We start from the raw sequence: 22,956 nt of genomic DNA, 5'->3' as shown, positions 1-22,956 counted from the left end.
GGGAAACTATGAGTGGGAATAACATTGCTGGCTTCGTTCAGGAGAATCGGGAGAAGCTGAAATTACTACTCTATTTCGCAGTTATAATTGTGCTGGCGTATTCCCTTGCCACTTTTATTGGCCAAGCATGGGAAAATGCACATCTAGCTCGCTCGGCAGTTCGGCTACATTATTTGATTGGCATGTCACGACCGGCACTCAATATGGCGTTTTTGGGGCTGTTCTTAGGGTTTCTCGTACTCATGACTTTAGATCCTAAAAAGCGTGTCCAGGCAACTCTTCTGTGGTTGGGTATGCTCATCTCGCTTGTAGGATTACTTTCGCTTAATCTCTTTCTCGTTGAAATCAATTTCATTTCAGAAGCACCCTGGTTTATTGGTGGGCTAATAATCGGCCTGGGTATCGGCGGAGGACGCAAACTGTTCCAAGTCCAGACGGCGGATGCACTTGAGTTTCGGCGTGCCTCGCTTGGCATCTTCTGTATTCTCGTGTTGATCGTGGTTGCGGCCTTTTTCGAGTACCATATTCAATATCCGGAGCTCTTCACCGTCACGCAAGATGGTATACAGACTGCAACAGCATCCTCAGAGGGGATCGGCATCGAGACGGCCGGAATCTTCAAAAACATGCTCGTTAGCGGTCTGTTCATATTCGTTCTCGCACAGTTCGTAACTTACGATGCTGAACACGATTTCTTCATTCTCGGTCCACGAGCGTCGGGAAAGAGTCTCTTTTTGATCGGGGCCTATCTAGAAGCGCTGGAACAGACGTCTAATTCGTCGAGCAACACACCACTGAACCCAAGTAACGACTTAGTCGACATGATTCAGGAACTTGACAGGCCAGAATCGGAGTGGATCATTGAGGCTACCGGCCGCGGTGAGGTGAATGTCCTCTCGTTCCAGTACGTTCATGGACGTGTTTTCCCGACGAACATTGGGCTGCAAAGTATCGACTACGCAGGTGAGTATCTGAATCGATTGCCGGATGCAATCACAGGAACGCTTCCAGATGATTCGGTTGACGCGACGCTTGAGCGACTTGTCGATGGTGTTGAAGAGGCTGATACGCTGGTCTTGCTACTCGATCTAGAACGCTTCATGAACGACGAACCGCTTGAGATTACTGAGTACTTCGATATTCTTCGCCAGGCAAACAATACCGGTGTGATTCTGGTAGCGACGAAAGCCGACGTTATGGCTGAGGAATTCCGTGAGGAACGTGGTCTCGAAGCGCATCGATATCAAGAAGAGTTCAGGGAGTACATCAACCAGCGGCTCCGCGGCAGTCAGCAGGTTGAGAGTCTCATTCAGGAGACTGCTGGGACCGAAATTTACCCTGTATATTACCAGACGAAAGTAAACGAGAACGGTGACCGCGTTCCGATCAGAGACGACACCAACTCCGTGATGACAGTCGGGTTCGACGAATTGTTGGATCTGTTCGGGAGGCGATCCTGATATGATTGACCTCACCATCTACGACTCTCAGGGTCAACCTCTAGACGATCCTGGAGCACCCAAAAACGAGCGGATCGCCAATTTCTTCTTCGACGGTGTCCGTCTCGCGATAGAGAGTATCGACTCCGTCCGGGCGTACTGTTTCTTCAGAGCTCGTGAGTCGGAAGGCGCTCGCCTGGATCAGTTCTACGCCGAGTTTGAGGCCAGTAGCGTTGGCGAGATCGAGAACCTGAAATCGGACGTTGAGGAGAAGGTCACTCGTGAATACGATATGATCCTCGAGTCCTCAACTGAGGACTCGACGGTCTTCGATCTGATTCCCGAGGCGTCCCGGTTGACGCCCCCCGGCGATCGAAAGACACGTGATTTGATCCCGAAACTGATCAGTCGGGGTGAGCGGCCCCAATTTGGCGTCTCGAACTACAGGGAGGCACTGGCACTGCTGCTGGATGTATTGCGGAACAGCAGGGCGAACAAAGTCGCCATCGCCGACAATGCCGAGAGCTCCGAGCTATCGAGCTACGACATCGTCATCGAAACCGGAGATCATACCGGTCTGGTTCCACTCGGTGATACGGAAGCGGCACTGTCGCGGGAGCGCCGGAGTAACATGCGCTCAGAACAAGGGGGCTTGGCCGGTGGTGCACAGGGGGGTAACGACTCACGATACCAGTCACCGCTGGGCGGTGATTCGACTGGCGACGACCTCACCCGCAAAGACAAACTACTCAGTATCGGTCTCATTTCGGCGTTCGGAATCGCAGTGCTCGCTCTGCTCGTCGGCGGTGCACTCTATGGTGCGTGCTTCCTCGGCGTGAGCGTTGATTTGCCTGTGGTTGGTGATTTGTGCGGTTCGGACTCCGGTAATCAGAGTGAGTTCGATGTCTCAGCGTATAGCGTCACTGCCTACGACGCGAACAGCACAATCTCTATCCGCTGGAACGGCTCAAGCGATGTCAAACATACTGTCCGTCTGTTCAATAACTCAGGGATCCAAATCGGAGAGAACCACACAGTCGACAGTTCTCCAGCTACGAAATCATGGACGGATTTAGAGTCTGGTGACTACCGGATCAACGTTACAAACAGCTCTGGCGCTCGGAAGATGGTGTGGAATGGCACACTGAACGCGACAGAAGTCCAGTCTAGTGGTAGCCAATCTAACGGTACACAATCCACAGTGACGCCGACAAATGACTCCTCATCGAACACGAGGGGCACAAATTCCACGGAGACTGATGAGAACACAAGTACAGAGGCTGAAATTGTAAGCTTGCCGACTGGAGAATGATTGTTGAAGGGTATACCTTGGTACGTTGTTCCCGGGTGCCGACGCAACCGAGTGGTTCCGTGAACCCGGACTCAATATTTGAATGGGGCCTTTCGTATGACTGATGGAACACTATCACGACGGCGATTGTTACAGGCAGCATCGATCCTAGCGGGGTCGGGGGCTAGCGCACAGTTGGGTGTTGGTACAAACACTGGGCGTAGTCAGGAGACTGTGGACGGAGCCCAGGCGCAAGTCGATGATACCAGCGGCCATCCGATGTACTGTGTGGATGCCCGTAACTCGGGACACAATCCCGATGAAACCGGGCCGAATGCGCCGATTGGTGAACAGTGGCGCTTCCGGACCCCCGGCCAGGTGGACTCGTCGCCGGCGGTGGTCGACGGGACTGTCTACGTCGGGAGTTGGGACGGCAACGTGTACGCGGTGTCGGCTTCAGATGGGAGCGAACAGTGGCGCTTCCAGACTGGCGGATGGGTGGGCTCGTCGCCGGCGGTGGTCGACGGGACTGTCTACGTCGGGAGTTGGGACGGCAACGTGTACGCGGTGTCGGCGGCGGATGGCACCGAACAGTGGCGCTTCCAGACTGGCGCCGCAGTGTACTCGCCGCCGGCGGTGGTCGACGGGACTGTCTACGTCGGGAGTAACGATATAAACGTGTACGCAGTGTCGGCTTCAGATGGGAGCGAACAGTGGCGCTTCCAGACTAACAGAGCGGTAACCTCGTCGCCGGCAGTGGTCGACGGGACTGTCTACGTCGGGAGTGGAGACGGCAACGTGTACGCGGTGTCAGCTTCGGATGGGAACGAACAGTGGAGCTTCAGGACTGGCGGCCGGGTGCCCTCGTCGCCGGCAGTGGTCGACGGGACTGTCTACGTCGGGAGTACCAACGGCAACGTGTACGCGGTGTCGGCTTCGGATGGGAACGAACAGTGGCGCTTCCAGACTGACGACGGGGTGTACTCGTCGCCGGCGGTGGTCGACGGGACTGTCTACGTCGGAAGTGACGACGTCATTATGTACGCGTTGTCGGCTTCGGATGGCACCGAACAGTGGCGCTTTCAGACTGGCGCCGGGGTGTACTCGTCGCCGGCGATGGTCGATGGGACTGTCTACGTCGGGAGTGACGACGCAAACGTGTACGCGGTGTCGGCTTCGGATGGGAACGAACAGTGGCGCTTTCAGACTGGCGCCGGGGTGTACTCGTCGCCGGCGGTGGTCGACGGGACTGTCTACGTCGGGAGTAGGGACGGCAACGTGTACGCGTTGTCGGCGGTTATTAGACCTCAGGTGTCATACGACTCCGAATCCGTGACGACGAACACGGCGGTTACCTTCGACGCTTTGAACACGACGTTGCCCAACGTCGACCCAGGTTCGGCAACCTACGAGTGGGCGTTCGGGGCCAACTCCGATTTCACCACCACAGGCCAGCAGGTCACTCATACCTTCGAGGAGGCCGGCGAATACACAGTTCGGTTGCGCGTATCCACCGCCGACGGAGCGATGGCCACGACCGAAACGAACGTGAGCGTCGAGGCCGCTCAGAGCGAACAGTCGTCCGTCTCCGACTGGCCACAGTATCAGTACGACACCGCCAACACCGGTCACGCGCCAAATACGACTGGACCCACACAGAATATCGGTGGGCAATGGCGCTTCCAGACTGGCGCCGGGGTGTACTCGTCGCCGGCGGTGGTCGATGGGACTGTCTACGTCGGGAGTGACGACACAAGCGTGTATGCATTGTCGGCTTCGGATGGGAGCGAACAGTGGCGCTTCCAGACTGACGGCCAGGTGGCCTCGTCGCCGGCAGTGGTCGACGGGACTGTCTACGTCGGAAGTGACGACACAAACGTGTACGCAGTGTCGGCTTCAGATGGGACCGAACAGTGGCACTTCCAGACTGACAACCTGGTGCGATCTCCGCCGGCGGTGGTCGATGGGACTGTCTACGTCGGGAGTTGGGACGGCAACGTGTACGCGGTGTCGGCGGCGGATGGCACCGAACAGTGGCGCTTCCAGACGGACTACAGGGTGTCCTCGCGCCCGGCGGTGGTCGATGGGACTGTCTACGTCGGGAGTGGAGACGGCAACGTGTACGCGGTGTCGGCGGCGGATGGGAGCGAACAGTGGCGCTTCCAGACTAGATACGGGGTGTCCTCGTCGCCGGCAGTGGTCGACGGGACTGTCTACGTCGGGAGTGGAGACGGCAACGTGTACGCGGTGTCGGCGGCGGATGGGACCGAACAGTGGCGCTTCCAGACTGACAACCAGGTGCCCCCGTCGCCGGCAGTGGTCGACGGGACTGTCTACGTCGGGAGTGGAGACGGCAACGTGTACGCGGTGTCGGCGGCGGATGGCACCGAACAGTGGCGCTTCCAGACTGGCGCCGCAGTGTACTCGTCGCCGGCGGTGGTTGACGGGACTGTCTACGTCGGGAGTTGGGACAGCAACGTGTACGCGGTGTCGGCGGCGGATGGGACCGAACAGTGGCGCTTCCAGACTGGCAGCCGGGTGGCCTCGTCGCCGGCGGTGGTCGACGGGACTGTCTACGTCGGGAGTAGAGACGGCAACGTATACGCGCTGACAGAGGGGGGCCATCTCAAGTCGCTCTACGGGTTCGTCGTCGACAGAAATCTACTGATAGGTGGCGGGGCTGGTCTCACGGGCATGACACTCGCCGGGTTGGGTGCGTGGCGCTATAGCCGTGGGTCCGCCAAGACCACCACGCAGATCACTACCGACCACGGCGTCGACAACTGGCCCTGCCCCGGCCACGACTCCACGAAAACAGCGGCCGTTCCCACCGCTCGGGAACCACGTACCGATCCCGAGACTGCCCACCGGATCCAGCCAGAGGGCAGCACCGTCGACACCTCGCCAGCAATCGACGGTGACCACGCGTTCGTCACAACCAACGAGGGAGCTCTGCTCGGCGTCGCACTCGAATCGGGTGATATCGAGTTGATGACCGCTCTCGACGCTGAGAATCCGACGCCACCGGTTGTCAGCGACCAACTGGTCGTCGTCGGCACCGACCAAGGCGTTCAGGCCTACCGACAACGAGATGGTGAGGAACGCTGGACCCGATCGGTCGAGGGTCTCACCACCGTCGTCGCCGACGATGCTGTTTTCGTCGGCACAGACACGGGCGTACAGGGTCACCACCTGGCTGGAGGGAGTCAGAAGTGGCAAACCGATTGTGAGGGACAGGTGACAGCACTCGCGGTCGCTGACGGGGCGGTTTATATTGCGGCTGGCACGTCTATCACCGCGTTGGACGCAGAGACGGGTACCCAGCACTGGCAAATTGAGACACGGGGTCATAACCCTTCCTTAGCGATCGGTGACAGACTGATTATTACGACGCGTTCGGTAGTAGCTGCTCACGATCCCGAGACAGGAAAGGAACAGTGGACTAAGGACGAGGGCGGCCAGCCGACAGCTGTTGCCCTCGCCCACGGTCACATCTATCAAACCACTGACTCGGATGTCCGAGCACTCGACATTAGGACTGGGACCGAGAACTGGCGGACGAGTATCGATGCGACGACAGGGCCAGTCGTCGTCGGCGACACAGTTTACGTGGGAACAGAGAGTGATCTGGTTGCACTCAATGCTGCGGATGGTTCCTACAAGTTCACACACGGACTCGACGGTGTCCTATCGCGACCTATAGTCGTGGGTAACAGTGTGTTTTGCCGAACAGCTGACGGCTCGTTGACCGTGGTCACCGGAAAACTGGGCGACGAACCGCAATTACATACCCGTTCGAGCGACCCCGAAACGGATCCGTCGGCTGCCGAGTCGACTACGGAAACGACCGATGATGTGACCGCTACCTCCAGTTCGGATTTGGAGAACGCCGAACCGGATTCGGTTGCGACTCGGTTCGCTCGCGACTGTGATTCCATCGAATCGGCCTCGGTTGTCGATGACACAGGTCCAGTCCACGTCTACCGAGGTACCTTGGTTGATCAGATCAGTGAGGAGCATACCCATCTGTACGCGCTCGCCCCCGAACACTCCGAGGAGGAGTCAGTCTCGGATTTCGAAAAAATTGCTCGGGAGTGGCAGGGGATCAGCAAGAATACCCACGTCGCAACCGTTTATGACCACGGTAGTGACCCTCGTCCGTGGATCGCCTTTGATCCTGGTATCGGTCGGTTAGACGAAGCTCTGACTAATTTAGAACGACCCAAACGGATCGACATTCTCGTTGATCTCGCTGAGGCGGTCCGTACCGGAAGTATGTACAACCTCGCCCATGGGGGTATCACACCCACGACAGTGTTCCTTGCAGAAGACGAGCAGGGCAGTTTGATTGCAACGCTGGCCGACTGGGGGTTGCAGCGTACTGTCGAAAAAAGGATCGAGGACCCACCCGTTACACCGTATACCGCCCCCGAGCAACTCACTGGTGAGACCGCCGGGACTGCAACCGATATCTACCGGCTTGGTGCAATAATCTATCGTGTCTTAACCGATGAACCACCGTTCGCCTACGGTGCCGATCTCCGATCCGCAATCGCAGACCGTGACTTCGAACGGCCGACTAATGTGGATTCATCACTTCCAACTGCTGTTGACGAACTGGTCGCAACAGCGATGGCTACGGACCCAGACAAGCGGTTCGATTCACCGTACGAACTCCGTCGAGAACTCGTTGCGATATTTGACTAATAAATGCTGACCGGCAGTTGTGACGAAACCTGTGGCTTCCATACGTAAGGTCAGTCATGTGCTCGTTTGAACGCCTCTTCGACCGCTCTTACAGAGTTCTGTCGCAGATCGGGTTCTGTTGAAAGTGCCGTGTCGATGATCCGCGCTACATCCTCGGGGACACGATCATCGTCGGCAACCGACCGCACGTTCCCCTCAAGTATGGCCCTTTCGAGCGCAGGGGCTTCATCGGCGACCGGTGGCTGACCGGTGAATACGTAACACCCCAGTGCTCCGAGTTGATAAATATCGACTGATTCGCCGAGTTGGTTATCACGCACCTGCTCGGGGGCACTATAGGGCGTGATCGGAGTTCCTTCGTTGAGCGCTGCCTCAACTGATCGCCGAAGACCCCACTCGCTGACTGACGCTTGTGGTGGGCCATCGCTCATTGTGATGTGGACGACATCTGGTGAAAGATATCCGTGTCGGTGGCTGTAAAGTCGTCCCAGGCGGAGTGCCTCGGCGACATCGGCGAGCAATTCGACTCTATCGGTCGTCGAGAGGTCGGGCAGTGCATTCTGGAGGCTGATCTCACCGACATCGAAGGCGACGTAGGGAGCATTCGTATCGCCTGCCTCGAATACCGTTGCAATCGGTGCATTCTGACTGATTGATGTCCATTTTCGGGCTGTCTGTTGAAACGCATCTTTTGGCTCATCGTCAAGTACTGGCTCAAGCGTCGCGACTCGGATTTCGCGAACCGTGGTCTCGTCGACCAGCTTCCCGTCGTGGTACCGGATCGGTCCGTCCCGCATACGGACGCTGTCCGACCAGTAGGTACCTGGTTCCTGGTCCGGGAGATCACGAGAGGGGGTGGTCGCAGTAGGGTTCTGGGTCGGCGCGTTGTTAGTCATTTCCGCTGATTCTTCGGATACGGCACCCTCTTGTGGCGACATTTTGGACTCTGATTGAGCTGCGCTAGTAGCGGCGGTCTCATCGTCATTATCCGGTTCCACTGGCTTCTTTTCGGTTGTGTTGGAGCCTGCAGCCGCAGCGGTCGTGTCGCTGCTGTGGGCATGGAAATTCAAGTCATCGCCGAAGCACTCCGCAACGCCGCTCTTTACAACACGACCCATGGTGCGCTCAGTCCCGAGACCGTCTGGGCCACCGAAACCGATGACGGCGTACAAGCCCTCGTCGACGACTGGGGACTTGAACGGGCCTGTCGGGTTGCGGCAGACCAGGCGGTGAGTACGCCGTTTACTGCGCCTGAACTTACTGACGACTCCGAAATGGCGTCTGAAGAAGCTGACGTGTACAGTCTTGGTGCCATCACCTACTACGTGCTCACTGGACAACCACCCGGCGATCCCGCCAGAGTTGGGCAGAGTGATCCCTCCGTGCTGAGTGACGCTACCGATCATCCAAGTGTTGACGATGCGGTTGACGACGTGGTCTTGACAGCACTGGCGGCCGACCCCGGCGACCGCTACGACTCCGCGTACGCTTTCAAAACGGCGATCAAGCGCGTGCTACCCATAGATCCGCTCACTGCTCCTGGGGGATCCGCATCCGCCGTTGCAGAAGACACCGATACCAGCGACGCAGAGTCCGACGCCAGCGATACATCTGACTCTGATGGAGATAGCGGTTCTGCTAGTTCCGCACCTGAAACTACTGCTGATGAAAGTGCGACCGATCAAGAAATTGGCGAGAAAACTGACACAGAAAGCGGCCTGACACGCCGTGCAGCACTTGGCACTGGCCTGTTGGGTGTGGGTGCTATGGGGACTGTAGGGTGGTACCTGTTTACCCAATCTGACTCTGGGTCAGTTCCATCTGACTCTCAAACTGGTATTAAAACTACCGCTGGCGAGACTTTGTGGTCTTTTCGGACCGACAATTCAGTAAACTCATCTCCAGCAGTAGTGAACGGTATGGTTTATATTGGGAGTTGGGACGCCAACGTGTACGCATTGGATGCAACGGATGGTAGTGAACAGTGGTCGTTCCCGACAGACGGATATGTCCAGTCGTCTCCAGTAGTGGTTGATGATACAGTCTATATCGGGAGTTGGGATGATAGCGTATATGCACTAGACGCGAGGGATGGCACCGAACAGTGGTCGGTCCAGACGGGCGGCACGGTGGATTCATCTCCAGCCGTGGTAGATGGCACTCTATACGTCGGAAGTTACGATCAGAGAGTGTACGCGCTGGATAGGGCGGAGGGTAGCCAACAGTGGCAGTTTCGAACCGATAGTGGAGTTGGGTCGTCGCCAGTGGTGGTAGATGACACTGTTTACATCGGAAATGACGATGGTAACCTGTACGCAATAGATTCTACGACTGGGACCGAACAATGGTCTTTTCAAACGGGAATTAAATTATCCTCGTCGCCAGCAGTAGTGGATGGTATGGTCTACATCGGAAGTTGGGACAACAACGTGTATGCATTGGATGCAACGGATGGTAGTGAACAGTGGTTGTTCCCGACAGACGGATATGTCCAGTCTTCTCCAGCAGTAATGAATGACACGGTCTACGTCGGAAGTGACGACGGCAACGTGTATGCGCTGGACGCTGCAGATGGCACCGAACAGTGGTCCTTTCAGACGGATGGGGAAGTGGAATCATCGCCAGCGGTGGTAGATGGCTCTGTCTACATCGGAAGCCGCGATGGCGCCATCTATGCAATAGACGTAGCGGAGGGCACCGAACAATGGACCTCTCAGGCGGGATTTAAGTTATCATCGTCGCCAGCGGTGGTAGATAGCAAAGTCTACGTCGGAAGTTACGATGACAACGTGTACGCGTTATCTGCAGGTGATGTGACCGGAGAGTGGCGAATGTTTCAGCACGATCCGCATAACAGTGGGACATCATTTTAGAATCTGGATCATCGCCGGCCACATTTGTGGAGATGTCGGTTTGCCCTCAACTGCGCCCGGCTTCGTGCTACTATGGGTTCGCACAGGTTTTCTATCGAGTCCAATCCGTTTAGACGAATAGTGAATTTCTGTGTTAGGAGTGTCTTCCGACATGGTAGATCACGCCCCAGCAGAACGAAAGAGCAACCATAACGATGAGAGCGCCGGCGAATTGTTCGTTCGTCGGTATTCTTGCACCGGTTGTACGCTGGACAAACTCAATCACAGTAAGTGAAAACTGCCCGAGCGGGGGTAAGAGTTCCCACACGAATTTTGACAGCACTGTCCCTATTATTAGAGTCGCGAACGCAGCGAATCCATGCGATGCCCCGGTCGTTGCTGGCATATTCTACCAACATAGCTATAATCAATTAATTCTTTTCATTTTATATATTAGTAGCGGTGCAGTAGTAGTGTTTATGCCTCGCAAAAAATGCCATCGGCACTGTCTAGTTTAGCACCTCGTCGGCTGGCGTTCCACCGTCGAGCGATTGATGCGGCCTCTGATGGTTGTAGTAATGCACAAGTTGATCAAACCACTCGCGTGCGCTCACCCGACTGCCCACCCACGAATTATGGAAACGGTCGATGCGCATTTTGAGCCCGTGGAACCACTTTTCGATGAGGTACCGGTCGGTATAATTAACTCGACCGTTCAATCCTAATCGAGTAAGGCCAGTCCGATCTCCAAACTGATTAACAAGGAACGTTGCGTCGGAGAGATCGTGTTTTTCGCGGCGACCAAGCAGGAACGCAGCCGCCGGATCAGTGCCATGCCGCCCGAACAGCTGCACGTCAAGAATCAACTTCGTATCGATGTCTATTGCAGCATACAACCAAGACCACTCGCCGTTGATTTTGATAGCGGTTTCGTCCACCGCGACCTTGACGGCTGCGCCGCCGGCGGGTCGCTAACGCTATCAGAGACGCGATATACCCACTGAAAAATCGCTTGATGAGAGCGTTATACGCCGAATAGTCGGAGAATATCTTTAGTTTCTCTAAGAGGGTGTCATAGAACGAGTACCACACCAAAGAGCAGGGTGAACGCTGAGATGGTATGGCCTCAGCGACCCTGCAAGATGATCCTTCGGTAGAGACGTTCTTCAATGTCGCGGAGACCGAGACGCTAGCGTTGTTTGAGCATCTCTCCTTCGAGTTTCTCGAAGAGTTCGACGTGTTCGCCCCGGAGGAGACGGGGCGAACACGAGAGCACGAACCACCAGAGCTGATGCGTGGCTTCCTCCATTGCTACTACCACGACATCTACGGGATTCGTCCGGTTGAGCGGGAGCTTCGGAACACGGTCGTTTGGCTCAGCTGTGGTTTCGATCGACCGCCGTCCAGAGATGCGGTCGATCGCTTTCTCACCGACCTCGAACACGTCGTTGACGAGGTCTTCGACCGACTCGTCGAGCAGGCCGCCCAGCGCGGCCTGCTCGACCTGACCTATTGCATCGATTCAACCGACGTGAGGGCGATGCCCGCCGATCAAGACGCCTCGAAGTGCTACGATCCAACCGACGACGAGTACTACTACGGCTACGGCTGTACGATCGTCTCGACCGGGCAAAAGATCCCGATTGCAGCTGAGTTCACCGAGAGTAAGCAAGCGCCAGAGGAGACGGCGATGCGCGTCACGCGTGACGCGCTCGCCGTCGCCACGCCGATGTGGATGGTCGGTGACAGCGCCTACGACACGCTTGACTGGCACGACCACCTGCTGGCCGCAGGGGTCGTGCCAGTCGCCCCGTACAACGCGCGAAACACCGACGATCCGAAAGATATTGAGTACAGGATCGAAGACCGTATCTCCGAACACAGCGAGGACGTTCAACTGAAGCAATCGACGCTAGACGAGACGTATAACCGCCGGACAGGAGTCGAACGAACCAACGAATCAGTCAAGGACTGCGGCCTCGGGCGAACGCACGCCTGAGGCCGCGTCCACGCACGAGCGCAAGTGTTTCTTGCGCTGTGCCTTCGCCTCGTCGTCGCAATCACCAACTATGAACGCGGAGACAATCCGGGAAGCACGATCATCACGGTGTGAGAAGAGTTCTATGACACCCTCGATATCTCATTTATCTCAGCACGGCACCCGGCCGCATTCGCTGGTCGTCACGGCGACACCGCTTCTCGAATCTGGTTGGGATTCCGGCGGTTGCGGCGCTGTGACGGGTGTGGCGGTCCCTCGGGACGGGGTACGATAGTGCAGCGGCTCCGCGATGGCTCCGGACGGAACGGAAAACGAGCGGTTAGGCTTCAGCGCCGGTTTCGATGCTGTCGATCTGGACGAAGCCGTAGTCACAGTCCGGGCAGTGCCACTTGACCTTCTGCCCGAGGTGCAGCTCCGTGCTCGCGGCTCGGTAGAACGTCTTCGTCTCGCCACAGTTCGGACAGGACCGCTCGAGTTCCATGGCCATACGCGACGGTTCCACGGCGGGATAGTTCAACGTCCCGGTTTCGGGGGCGATAAACGGCCGAGTGCTATATCGAACTGGCTCGGTCGACCTGCAGCAGGTGCGTCCGGCCGGCCACTAATCCGACGAACAGCCCCGTGAAGTGCGCGATCAGTGCCGCACGGGCCGAGCCAGTGGCGAGCGTGACGACTGCGGCGACGAGCACGAAGAGGAACAACTGGACGCGCGGGGAGACCTCGATTCCGCCGACGACGGTGTCGGTCAGCCGGTTGCTGGCCAGGAGGTAGCCCACGAACGCGAAGATGGCCCCGCTCGCGCCGAGAACGCCGGTGCCAGTCCCGAGAGCCCCGCCGACAGTGATCTGTGTGATCCCGGCGAGTGCTCCGGTCCCGACGAAGAACGCGTGATAGCGTATGCGGGTCGTCGCGCGTTCGAGGACGACGCCGGTGAGCAGGAGCCCGAACGAGTTCGCCAGCAGGTGCTGGAGGGTCATGTGCGCGTAGACGCTCGTCACGAGCGTCCAGGGATTGGCCGCGACAGGTGGGGTCAGTACGAACAGCGTGCCGAACAGCCCGAGCGGGATCGCGACCCATTCCAGCAGGAAGACCACGACGAAGATAGTGAGCGTCGTGACGGTCGGACTCCGGCCGGTAACCATACCATCAGTGGGGGCCGCCCGCCAGTAAACTCCGTCGCCCTCGCCGCCGGGGAACTATAAGGAACTGGCGGCCCCAGTAGGGGTATGAAGATCTATACCGGTCGCGGTGACGAGGGAATGACCGACCTCCGGAACATGGACCGGGTGTCGAAGGCGAGTCCGCGGATCGAGGCCTACGGGACCGTCGACGAGGTCAACGCTCTGGTCGGCGTCGTCCGGCCGACGGGGTACGACGACGTGGACGACCAGTTGCGCTCGATCCAGAACCACCTCCACGTCGTCCAGGCCGACTTCGCCAACCCGAATCTCGAGGAAGACGACCCGCAGGTCACCGACGAGCACGTCGACGAACTGGAATCGTGGATGGACGACTACGACGAGGAACTCGACCCGCTGGAGCGGTTCATCCTGCCCAGCGGGAGCGACCCGGGCGCGAAACTCCACCAGGCCCGGGCGGTCTGTCGCCGCGCGGAACGCCGCGCGGTCACCTTCGCCTCCGAGGAAGCCGGCGTCAACGACGCCGCCATCGTCTACCTCAACCGGCTCTCGGACTGTCTGTTCACGCTCGCACGCGTGGTCAACAAACGCGAGGGCGTCCCCGAAGAGAGTCCGACGTACTGATAAGGCGTGGGCGACCCGGCGGCCACCTACACCGGTTCGTAGACGAGGACGCCGCCCCGGTCTCGCATCGTCACGTCGCCCCGCTCTTCGAGTACGTCCAGGTGGCCGACGGCCTCGCTCATGCCGGCGAACGACTCCGTAACTGGAAGGTCGCCGAACAGCCCGTCCATCACGTCGACGGGCGTGGTCGGGCCGTCCACGAGGTCGCGGACGTTGTCGGTCCGCTCCTCGTGGGCTTCGCGGATCTCGCCGATCCGTTCGCCTGGGGCGTCGATGAGTTCGCGGTGGCCCGGGAGCATCCGGTCGTAGTCCCGGTCGCGCAGACGATCCAGTGAGCGGTTGTACGAGGGGAGGACGCGCGGGCGCTCGTCACGGTCGTCGCCCGGCGGAAGGAGAAACGGATTCGGCGTAATCTCGGGGAGGACGTGGTCCCCGACGACGGCGCGGCGCTCGCCGTCGATGTCGTAGGAGAGGATACACTCGCCGTCGGCGTGGCCCATGACCTCGTCGATATCGAGGACGGTGTCCTGTACGACGAGGGTATCGCCCGAGACGATTTCCTGATCGGTCGCCACGTCGGGCGCGTAGCGGAGATACACCTCGGGGAGGCCGGTGACGGTTTCGGCGGTCGAGCGTGCCATCCCGCAGCGCTCGAAGAAGTCGGTGAAGAACGCACGCTCGCGCTCGAACCGGCCCTCGAAGTCGGCCATGATCGCGGCGGCGTCGGGCGTGGCGGCGACGGACGCGCCGACCTCGCGGAACCGATTGGCCAGCCCGAAGTGGTCGGGGTGGGGGTGAGTGACGAGAACGCGCTCGATGTCGGACGGAGAGAGCCCGCGTTCTTCGAGCGCGTCGAGCAGGTGCGACCAGGCTTCCTCGCTGTCCGGCCCGGGGTCGATCAGCGTCCGGCCGGCGAGGTAGGCGTTGACCGCCCCGACCTGGAACGGCGTCGGAACCGTGAGGCGTGTGAACATGGCAGCACGTACCCGCCGGTGGAACAATAGGGTTGTGTCGAAAAGCCGGCCGACGAGGGTATGCCCACGGACACCTCGACGGCCGGAGGCATGGTGGACGCGTTGTTGGGACAGACGCGTGGCCGACCCCCCGACGGGGTTCCAGCCGATTTTAGGTATGCCTAAAAGATTGAAAAACCTTGTGGTCGGTCTGCTACAGGTCAAATACCTGGCCGCTGTCTTGCGGTTAGGAGCTGTAGCGCCACAAACCTTTTATCTGTCCTCGGCGTACCAACGAATATGAACAAACACTTCGAAGACGCGCAATACTACCTCAAACGTGCAGGTGAGACGGCGAAAAAAGGAATCGTCGAGGAACTGGAGCCGATTCAGGACCGAATCGACACCGTCATGGGCGGCGACGAGACCGAACCGGAGCCAAACCGGCTGAAGGAGATCCGCGCCGACCTGAAAGAGCTTCAGGGGCGAGCGGAAGGCGAGGCCAAGGAGGCCATCGCGGACGCCCGGGAAAAGATCGAGACCTACCGGCAGACGGAAGCCTGAGAGGTAACCCTTAAGTCCGGCGCAGGGGTAACACCGAGCGCCGGGTTGGTGATCTAGTCCGGTTATGATATCTCCTTCACACGGAGAAAGCCGGCGGTTCAAATCCGCCCCAACCCATACGCCCACTTCGTTTTTTCTAACCACAAGACAGCGTAGGGGTTACTTTAATTTACCCCGGCTTTCTCGCTGTGAACCAGAGAAATAACCACTCGAATTTGTCTCGGAGCGCGGGACGGCGGTGGGCCATCAGAAGGAAGTCGGCTTGTAGATGGCAATACCTATACAGATTCTGACGTGAGATAATTAAAATTGATTTGATGGATTACAATCAGCCACAACTCGTCATATGTGGACTCTTTGACCGGAATCCTATCTGTACCCGCTGAATCAGATATGTATCTTCACCCGCAAGAAAATCGTAGCTATGGCAGTCCCTCCGTAGAGCAATAGATCGAACAGACCAAGGAATCCAGTCTGAATGAGGGGAGGCAGTGCAATCGCAATCCCGATACAGAATCCTGCTAAGTATCCAAAAGACCAGTATCGGGATTTATCTATAGTCATAACTGTTCCGGCAATTGAGAGTACAATTGCAATTGAGAACAGGCCCTTTGGAAAGATACCTGCCTCAACGAGTTTCGGTACAACCTCTCCGATAAGTACAGCAACGATTATTGCTTCAACGACTACGGAAACGCCCCGCCGATACCCATGCTCGATCTCCGGCATATTCAAGCAACCTCCGTTGTCTCAGATTCAAGCGTCATGATCCAGTCACAACAACGGGCGGTAATAATATAAGCGTTCGAGATAGTTCAAAGAATATATGGTTGTGATGTTGATCACAGGCGTTCTTCGAGGGTATGATTTGAATCATGGCCCGTTTCTGTCCGGTGGTTTTGTATGAAGCAGAAAGAGGAACTACTGGAGGAGTACAACAAGCCCAATCAAGATACCAAACGTGCCATCATTGAATATCTATATAGAAATCCTGACACAGAACACGAAACTCAGGAGGTCTTTGAAGCTGTCAAGAATGATTGTCGTGCTGGCAAGGTTGGTACAGTAGCAAATCAACTCTCTCAACTATCAAACAATGAAGATCGGATCGGACAGGAAGAACGATCCTATTATCGGTGGGAAGGTGAAGGCCAGAGGCGACCGAATCGCCGGCTCTATGAAGTTAAATTGGCACTAGAACAGTGGATTGATTCACTAGGTATCTCCACAGGAACATTGATTGTGGCGTTCTTTATTTGGTTTCTTGGGATATTATGTGCCATAATTAGTCTAGTTCCACTGTTTACCCCAATCAATCCTTTGGGTGTTGATTTCGTATGGTGGTTCAGGATCTCAGGTTTGTTGACTATTCTTGGATCAACTACTGTAATGATCTGGATACCACTGTATCTGTTTGATGTTTGGCAGACCGGGTGAACTATCTTTGCTGGCCCCTCCCCGTGTCAACAGGTTCGCATGATGGTTTTATACAACGCATTCCTATCTATTCTATATCGAACATTTCTCGGCGAAGATCGCGTTTTTCCTCCTTAGTCCGGGCGTCATAGTGCTTATCCAACGTTTTCGGACTCACGTTCATTCGATCTCCGATCAGTTCTTTCCGATGCCCTTCGTTCAGCCACGCGGTAATAGCTGATCGACGAACCGCATGGGGAGAGACTGATGATGGACAGCGCTGGGCGTAATTGTAGTCATATGCCTCACAGTCCAAAATCTCCCGGTCATGCGGGCATTCACCCGTATAATGACATGGACGGGTGAGCGCTGAAATGTGCGGCCGAAAAGTAGGCCGTGCGGGCCGTCCATGCTTCGTTGTGAACAGCGGATCACGCCCGAAGTCGTCGGTTGATTCCTCTCGATGGATCTCGATATAGTCGCCAACTATATCGCAGACCCAAGAGTGGAGATTGACCTGCCGCTCAGCTTGATGCTTGTTTTTCAAGGGTGTCCCCTCCTCGGGTCGATGCACCACCTCGATGAAGCGATCCTCTGAGTGGTAGTCCTCCAGATCAAGCGCACGGACTGTTCCTATCCGGAATCCAGTGTCCCACATCAGAGCAAACAGGGCGTGCCGAAAAGTCGCGTACTCGAATTTCTCCAGATAATCCAACATCTCGTTAGCTCGCGCAACGGAGATCATGTCCGTCCGAGCGTCGTCTTCGGGATTCGGAAGGACCATATTATCCGCTAGATCCCCGTCCACCACTTCCATTGATTCGAGCCAGCGGAGGAATACGCGCAGGGTGCAGAGATTGTTGTAGAGGGTGACCTCATTGACTCCGCCTTCCTCGCGTCGATGAATTTTGAAGTCGTGAATATGCCAGCCGTCCAATTCAGAAATATCGTTGAGGTCGATCTGGTTGCACCACTGGATAAACTGTTTGAGCGCGTACTTGTGGTTGCGATACGTCGATTCAGCCACTTCCGGTCGTCGTTCTTTGAGATACCGTTCGACAGCTCGTTCTGGTTCCATTGATCGGGGCATAGGTTGCTCCGAACCTGACCCCGCCTTGCGTGATACGGCGGTGTTATACACACCTAAGTTCACCACTTGCTTTCAGCGCCGAACGGCCAAATCTGCTGTTTTGGCCCTCGTGAGGCGCTGAGCCGGCGCGTTCAAATCCGCCCCAACCCATTTTCGTGACGCTACACCGCGAGCGAAGCGAGCGGCGGCGTCACGGAAACTGTCCGGTGGGTTTGAATCTGATGAGACGAGCGGAGCGAGTCTCGGCGTGGTTCACCCCGAGCGCCGCGAGTGAAGCGTTGGTCGGTAGCCGTCCAGCATCTGGGCCAACCGGGGATTCCCTAGCAGTATATAAACCACCGCATGTATCCGCCACTACCCTCTCACGCCACAGGCGGGTATCGACGGGTATGGCAATGCAGACACGCGAGACCGGTCGGGACAGCGCCGGAGTCGGTGACGGTGACGAGAGGTCGAACGTAGTTGCGCTGGACGGGGAGCGACGGCTCGCGTACGCGGAGTACGGTGCGCGCGATGGAAGGCCGGTCGTCTTCTGCCACGGGGCACCGGGATCGCGGCGACTGGGCGAACTGTTCGACACGGCGGCCCGGGAGCGCGGGATCCGGATTCTCGCGCCCGACAGACCGGGATTCGGGGCGTCGTCGCCGTGGCCGAATCGGTCGATCAGGGACACGGCACGGGTCGTGACTGCGGTGTTGGACGACGCCGGGGTCGAACGAGCCGGCCTGATCGCCTTCTCGGGCGGGTGTCCCTACGCACTCGCGACGGCGGCCACCGAGCCCGAACGTGTCGAGCGGGTCGACGTGATCGCCGGAGCGACGCCGCCGGACGGTGGCGGGACCGAGCCTGCGATACAGCGACTCTTGCGTGGGCTGGCGACGACGACGCCGACGTTGCTTGGCGGACTCCTTCGCGGCCAGGCGTGGCTGGCTCGGCGTCGCGATCCGTCCGTCGTCGTCGGGCAGTATACCGACGACCCCGAGGCGATCCCGGACGCGGCCGCCGAGGTGGTCCGCGCGGACTTCGTCGAGGCACTGACCACACACCGGTCGGGTACGATCACCGAGTTCCAGCACGCGGCCGCGACGTGGGAGTTCGATGTCGAGGCTGTCGAAACCACGGTCCGCTTCTGGCACGGCGAGGCCGACGCGAACGTCCCGATAGCGGGCGTTCGTCGGCTCGCCGAGCGGATCCCCGACGCACACTTGGAGACGGTCGACGATGCCGACCACATCCGGACGCTCCTCCGGACCCGTGCGGACGTGCTGGACCGACACCGCTCGGGACGGACCGAACCTGCCGACCGTGACGGACGACGAGCCGAACCCGTCGATTAAGACAGTGGCGGGGGAACTCGGGGCCGAACACGGGATGAAACGCATTCGGTTCTCGGTGATCTACCCGGAGCGGTTCGTGCATCCGCTGCACCGACGGCTCGTCGACGAGACGGTCGTCACGCGGCTGGAGCTGTTGATGTGGAGTCCCACGGCGGACGCGACGACGCTGTGCTGGTGTGACGGCGACCGGGCGGCGACCGGGGCGCTGGTCGACGCCGTCGAGTCGGTCCGGGATCGGACGCTCGTCGGGGACGACGACGGAACCTACGTCGTCCTCAGACAGCGCGAGTACGAGTTCGCGGGGGCGATTCTGGCGGCGGTCGCCGACGCCGGCGTGATCTTCCTCCCGCCGGTCGTCTTCCGCGACACCGGCGTCGTGCAGTTCGAGGCGGTCGGGGAGGCGACGGCGCTCAGCGCGTTCCACGACGACCTCGCGACGCTGGGCGACGTGTCCATCGAGCGGGTCCGCGAGTTCGAGCGCCGGCGCTCGCCGTCGACGCTGACCGACCGCCAGCGGGCCGCGCTCGAAGCAGGGCTGGCGGTGGGCTACTACGAGGTCCCGCGCGACGGGACGGTCGCGGACGTGGCGGCCGAACTCGACTGTGCGGCCAGCACGGCCGGGGAACTCCTGCGAAAAGCGGAAGGGGCGGTGATCGCGGCCCACGTCGGCTAGGAGCCAGGTGGACCGCCAGACGCCGGGATCACTCCTCGCTCATCTCGACGAACGTCGCGTCGGCATCGGCAGGGGTGTCGAAGTCGTGGAAGTTCTCGCCTTTCTCCTTGCTGAGGATGTTCAGGGCGGCGGCCGCGCCGTCGCCCGCCGAGATGACGGCCTGCCACTCCTCGGCCCGCACCATCGCGCCGGTGGCGTAGGCGTCCGCGACGCTGGTCTCCATGTCCACGTCCACGTCGACCACGTCTTCCTCGGTGAAGTCACAGCCCAGCTCCTCGGCGAGGTCGCGATTCGCGCCGGTCGCCAGTACCAGGTAGTCGGCCTCGAATTCTTCATCGGACGTCGTCACAGTGAAATCGTCGCCGGCCGCCACGTCGGTGACTTCCTCGCCCTGCTCGCGGTCGACGCCGAAACTGTCGACCTGACTGCGGAGTGTCTCCATGTACGCGGAGCCGTCCTGGGAGCCGACGCCGGGGTAGTTGAACAGGTGGGCCTTGTGCATCCAGGTGCCGTCGGTGTCGAACACCGTCGTGTCGACGCCGTTTTTCTGGAGGAACAGTGCGGCACTCAGGCCGGCGGGACCGCCGCCGACGATTGCTGCGTTGGCCATACCCCATCCACGACCGGCGGACGGAAGTCCGTTTGGCCTCCGGAAGCTTTCGGCCGTGAGACGCCTGTTCGACCGACTTCGCGGCCGATTCTTTCCTGTCTCAAAAATACTAGTGTGTGCGTTTTTGTACGTTGACATCCTCCGCCGCGTAAACGCGGAGGAGTCCCGAGTGGTGGGAGTTTCAGGCTTGGAGTCCAATCACGACCCCGGCATCGAGATGAGGACGGACACCGGCAGCGGTGGGCTGCTGGGCTCGGCCAAGCGGTCGATGCTGGGCGGGGAATCGGTATTCATGAACACCTTCACTGCCCAACAGCCCGGGAGCGTGACGCTCGCACCACCCGCCCCCGGTGACGTGCGCGCCCGCTTTCTCGACGAGGAGACGATCTACGCCGACTCGGGATCGTATCTGGCCTCCGAGCCCAACGTCGAGGTCAGCACGGAGTTTCAGGGTACGTCGAAGTTCTTCACGAGGGGTGACGTCTTCCTTCTGACGCTCACGGGGACGGGCACGGTCTTCGTCGACAGCTACGGGGCGATGGAGACGGTCGAACTGGAGCGAGGCGAGCAATTCAACGTCGACACCGAACACATCGTCGCGTTCGACTCGACGGTCCAGTACTCGACCGTCCGTCCGGGCGGCGTCAAGAGCCGCGCGTTCGGCGGCGAGAGGAAAGTCGTGACGTTCTCGGGGCCGGGGAAGATCTGGATCCTGAACCGCGACTTCGAGAGCCTCGCCGAGAAGGTCGCCGGGGAGATTCCCGGCAGCGGTGGCGGCGGTGACGACGACGACGGAATCGGCGTCGACGACTTCCTCCGAGGTCGCGACGCGACCGACTTTTCGGCATCACTGGCGGACCCAGATATTTATTGGTACAGCCCCTAGTGAACTCGATGTCCCAGACCCCACCTGGTCCCAAAGGGCAACCCGTCTTCGGAAGTAGCCGCCAGTACGCCCGCGATCCGTTCACGTTCGTGACGACGCTGGAACGGGCCTACGGCGGCGTCTCGCAGTTCGACATGGGGCCGCTGGAGACGTACATGGTCACCGACCCCGAGGCGATCCAGCGCATCCTCGTCTCGGACGCAGCGAACTTCCAGAAACCCGCGTTTCAGGACGACGCCCTCGGCGACTTGCTCGGCGACGGACTCCTGCTGAGCGAGGGCGAGACCTGGCAGAAACAGCGTGATCTGGCCAATCCGGCGTTCAACATGTCCCGGCTCTCGGGGATGGCCGACCGCATCGTCGGCCACGCCGAGTCGATGGTCGACGGCTGGGCGGCTGGTGACGTGATCGACGCCGAGGAGGCGATGACCGGCGTCACGCTGGACGTCATCCTCGACCTGATGATGGGTGTCGAACTCGACGCGGAGCGGGTCGCCCACGTCCGCGAGCAACTGGAGCCGCTGGGCAAGCGGTTCGAGCCCGACCCGATCCGCTTCGCCCTCCCCGACTGGGTGCCCATGCCCGACGACGCCGAGTTCGAGTCGGCGGTCGCGGAACTGGAGACCGTGATCGAGGAGATCGTCGCCCGCCGCCGCGACGACATCGGTACCGAGGGCGACGACGACGCCCCGATGGACTTCCTGTCGATCCTCCTGCGAGCCCGAAGTCGCGGCGAACAGACCGACGAGCAGCTGCGCGACGAAATGATGACGATGCTGTTGGCGGGCCACGACACGACCGCGCTGACGCTGACCTACACCTGGTACCTGCTCTCGGAACACCCCGCGGTCGAGCGCCGGGTCCACGCCGAACTCGACGATGTACTCGACGGCGGCCAGCCGACGATGGCCGACGTGCGCGACCTCGAATACACCACTTGGGCCATCAAGGAGGCGATGCGGCTCTACCCGCCGGTGTACACGATCTTCCGCTCGCCCAAACGCCCGGTCGAGATCGACGGGTACACTCTCCCCGAAGGCGCGAGCATCATGCTTCCCCAGTGGGCCGTCCACCGCTCGGAGGAGCACTGGGAAGACCCCGAAACCTTCGATCCCGAGCGGTTCAGTCCCGAGCGCCGGAAGGACCGGCCACGGTTCGCCTACTTCCCGTTCGGCGGCGGGCCGCGCCACTGCATTGGCAAACACCTGGCGATGCTCGAAGCCCGGCTGATCGTCGCCACCGTCGCGGACCAGTACCGCCTCGACTTCCAGGGTGAGTCTCCGCTGGAACTGCTCCCGACGCTGACCGCCCATCCGCGCCAGGAGATGGCGATGGAAGTGGTGCCACGCGAGGACCGGGCGTAGGACCGCCTGCAC

General features: G+C 59.3%; 19 protein-coding genes, 1 tRNA gene and 2 pseudogenes. 13 read left to right on the top strand and 9 right to left on the bottom strand.

What is annotated here, in order from left to right; all coding sequences use genetic code 11:
- The first annotated feature begins 8 nt into the window (after positions 1 to 8).
- The 3 genes from MU521_RS09115 (at position 9) to MU521_RS09105 (ending at position 7,437) form a co-directional block, all read left to right on the top strand.
- The gene (locus MU521_RS09115) at positions 9 to 1,460 is read left to right on the top strand and encodes a hypothetical protein (RefSeq protein WP_092691547.1); all 1,452 of its coding nucleotides are present in this window, start codon (positions 9 to 11) and stop codon (positions 1,458 to 1,460) included.
- 1 nt (position 1,461) lies between these two features.
- Positions 1,462 to 2,751 (top strand): hypothetical protein, encoded by a 1,290-nt coding sequence (locus MU521_RS09110; RefSeq protein ID WP_092691544.1) that lies wholly within the window; start codon positions 1,462 to 1,464, stop codon positions 2,749 to 2,751.
- 96 nt (positions 2,752 to 2,847) lie between these two features.
- On the top strand, positions 2,848 to 7,437 hold the full coding sequence (locus tag MU521_RS09105; RefSeq protein ID WP_349356958.1) for a beta-alanine-activating enzyme beta-propeller domain-containing protein: 4,590 nt from the start codon (positions 2,848 to 2,850) through the stop codon (positions 7,435 to 7,437).
- Positions 7,438 to 7,487: 50 nt separating this feature from the next.
- Here the strand turns inward: MU521_RS09105 and MU521_RS09100 are convergent, their stop codons facing one another.
- Complete coding sequence (locus MU521_RS09100; RefSeq protein WP_139171100.1) at positions 7,488 to 8,234, bottom strand: protein kinase family protein; 747 nt, start codon at positions 8,232 to 8,234, stop codon at positions 7,488 to 7,490.
- A 261-nt stretch (positions 8,235 to 8,495) separates the two neighbouring features.
- Between MU521_RS09100 and MU521_RS09095 the strand changes: the two genes are divergently transcribed.
- Positions 8,496 to 10,310, top strand: coding sequence for an outer membrane protein assembly factor BamB family protein (locus MU521_RS09095; protein ID WP_092691540.1), 1,815 nt, complete (start codon positions 8,496 to 8,498; stop codon positions 10,308 to 10,310).
- 133 nt (positions 10,311 to 10,443) lie between these two features.
- Here MU521_RS09095 and MU521_RS09090 read toward each other — a convergent pair whose 3' ends face one another.
- Positions 10,444 to 10,695, bottom strand: a complete 252-nt coding sequence (locus MU521_RS09090) for a hypothetical protein (RefSeq protein WP_139171099.1) — start codon at positions 10,693 to 10,695, stop codon at positions 10,444 to 10,446.
- 103 nt (positions 10,696 to 10,798) lie between these two features.
- Positions 10,799 to 11,355 (bottom strand): annotated as a pseudogene (locus MU521_RS09085) (IS6 family transposase); the annotation flags it as partial.
- Positions 11,356 to 11,409: 54 nt separating this feature from the next.
- On the opposite strand from MU521_RS09085, the pseudogene MU521_RS09080 reads away from it, so the two are divergent.
- Positions 11,410 to 12,402 (top strand): annotated as a pseudogene (locus MU521_RS09080) (transposase).
- A gap of 205 nt (positions 12,403 to 12,607) precedes the next feature.
- Here MU521_RS09080 and MU521_RS09075 read toward each other — a convergent pair.
- A complete protein-coding gene (locus MU521_RS09075) occupies positions 12,608 to 12,775 on the bottom strand; it encodes a DUF7838 family putative zinc beta-ribbon protein (protein WP_175452842.1) in 168 nt (55 codons plus the stop codon).
- A 64-nt stretch (positions 12,776 to 12,839) separates the two neighbouring features.
- Positions 12,840 to 13,430 carry a rhomboid family intramembrane serine protease gene (locus MU521_RS09070; protein WP_092691537.1) on the bottom strand — a complete coding sequence of 197 codons (591 nt, stop codon included), beginning with the start codon at positions 13,428 to 13,430 and terminating at the stop codon, positions 12,840 to 12,842.
- 84 nt (positions 13,431 to 13,514) lie between these two features.
- On the opposite strand from MU521_RS09070, the gene MU521_RS09065 reads away from it, so the two are divergent.
- Positions 13,515 to 14,051, top strand: a complete 537-nt coding sequence (locus MU521_RS09065) for a cob(I)yrinic acid a,c-diamide adenosyltransferase (protein WP_092691535.1) — start codon at positions 13,515 to 13,517, stop codon at positions 14,049 to 14,051.
- A 26-nt stretch (positions 14,052 to 14,077) separates the two neighbouring features.
- Here MU521_RS09065 and MU521_RS09060 read toward each other — a convergent pair whose 3' ends face one another.
- Positions 14,078 to 15,025: an MBL fold metallo-hydrolase gene (locus MU521_RS09060; RefSeq protein ID WP_092691532.1), complete on the bottom strand. Its 948-nt coding sequence runs from the start codon at positions 15,023 to 15,025 to the stop codon at positions 14,078 to 14,080.
- Positions 15,026 to 15,304: 279 nt separating this feature from the next.
- On the opposite strand from MU521_RS09060, the gene MU521_RS09055 reads away from it, so the two are divergent.
- Together MU521_RS09055 and MU521_RS09050 are read left to right on the top strand one after the other, a co-directional pair.
- Positions 15,305 to 15,568 (top strand): DUF7553 family protein, encoded by a 264-nt coding sequence (locus MU521_RS09055; protein ID WP_092691530.1) that lies wholly within the window; start codon positions 15,305 to 15,307, stop codon positions 15,566 to 15,568.
- A gap of 42 nt (positions 15,569 to 15,610) precedes the next feature.
- Positions 15,611 to 15,685 (top strand) — tRNA-Val (locus MU521_RS09050).
- 270 nt (positions 15,686 to 15,955) lie between these two features.
- Here the strand turns inward: MU521_RS09050 and MU521_RS09045 are convergent.
- Positions 15,956 to 16,297 (bottom strand): hypothetical protein, encoded by a 342-nt coding sequence (locus tag MU521_RS09045; protein ID WP_092691528.1) that lies wholly within the window; start codon positions 16,295 to 16,297, stop codon positions 15,956 to 15,958.
- Between the two features lie 174 nt (positions 16,298 to 16,471).
- Between MU521_RS09045 and MU521_RS09040 the strand changes: the two genes are divergently transcribed.
- A complete protein-coding gene (locus MU521_RS09040) occupies positions 16,472 to 17,005 on the top strand; it encodes a hypothetical protein (RefSeq protein ID WP_139171098.1) in 534 nt (177 codons plus the stop codon).
- Positions 17,006 to 17,072: 67 nt separating this feature from the next.
- Here MU521_RS09040 and MU521_RS09035 read toward each other — a convergent pair whose 3' ends face one another.
- Entirely contained in the window at positions 17,073 to 18,062 is a 990-nt protein-coding gene (locus MU521_RS09035) for a tyrosine-type recombinase/integrase (protein WP_281187042.1), read from the bottom strand.
- A gap of 407 nt (positions 18,063 to 18,469) precedes the next feature.
- On the opposite strand from MU521_RS09035, the gene MU521_RS09030 reads away from it, so the two are divergent.
- Both MU521_RS09030 and MU521_RS09025 read left to right on the top strand, forming a co-directional pair.
- A complete protein-coding gene (locus MU521_RS09030) occupies positions 18,470 to 19,411 on the top strand; it encodes an alpha/beta fold hydrolase (protein WP_217630145.1) in 942 nt (313 codons plus the stop codon).
- A gap of 34 nt (positions 19,412 to 19,445) precedes the next feature.
- Complete coding sequence (locus tag MU521_RS09025; RefSeq protein WP_092692017.1) at positions 19,446 to 20,084, top strand: helix-turn-helix domain-containing protein; 639 nt, start codon at positions 19,446 to 19,448, stop codon at positions 20,082 to 20,084.
- Between the two features lie 28 nt (positions 20,085 to 20,112).
- Here the strand turns inward: MU521_RS09025 and MU521_RS09020 are convergent, their stop codons facing one another.
- The gene (locus MU521_RS09020) at positions 20,113 to 20,694 is read right to left on the bottom strand and encodes an FAD-dependent oxidoreductase (protein WP_092691520.1); all 582 of its coding nucleotides are present in this window, start codon (positions 20,692 to 20,694) and stop codon (positions 20,113 to 20,115) included.
- A 187-nt stretch (positions 20,695 to 20,881) separates the two neighbouring features.
- On the opposite strand from MU521_RS09020, the gene MU521_RS09015 reads away from it, so the two are divergent.
- Together MU521_RS09015 and MU521_RS09010 are read left to right on the top strand one after the other, a co-directional pair.
- On the top strand, positions 20,882 to 21,580 hold the full coding sequence (locus tag MU521_RS09015; RefSeq protein WP_092691517.1) for a TIGR00266 family protein: 699 nt from the start codon (positions 20,882 to 20,884) through the stop codon (positions 21,578 to 21,580).
- Between the two features lie 8 nt (positions 21,581 to 21,588).
- Positions 21,589 to 22,944 carry a cytochrome P450 gene (locus MU521_RS09010; RefSeq protein WP_092691514.1) on the top strand — a complete coding sequence of 452 codons (1,356 nt, stop codon included), beginning with the start codon at positions 21,589 to 21,591 and terminating at the stop codon, positions 22,942 to 22,944.
- The last annotated feature ends 12 nt before the right edge of the window (positions 22,945 to 22,956 follow it).

Source organism: Halorientalis regularis (assembly GCF_023698535.1).
Taxonomy (GTDB): domain Archaea; phylum Halobacteriota; class Halobacteria; order Halobacteriales; family Haloarculaceae; genus Halorientalis; species Halorientalis regularis.
Note: the sequence above shows the minus strand (reverse complement) of the source record. Positions and strands in the feature narration are given on the sequence as shown.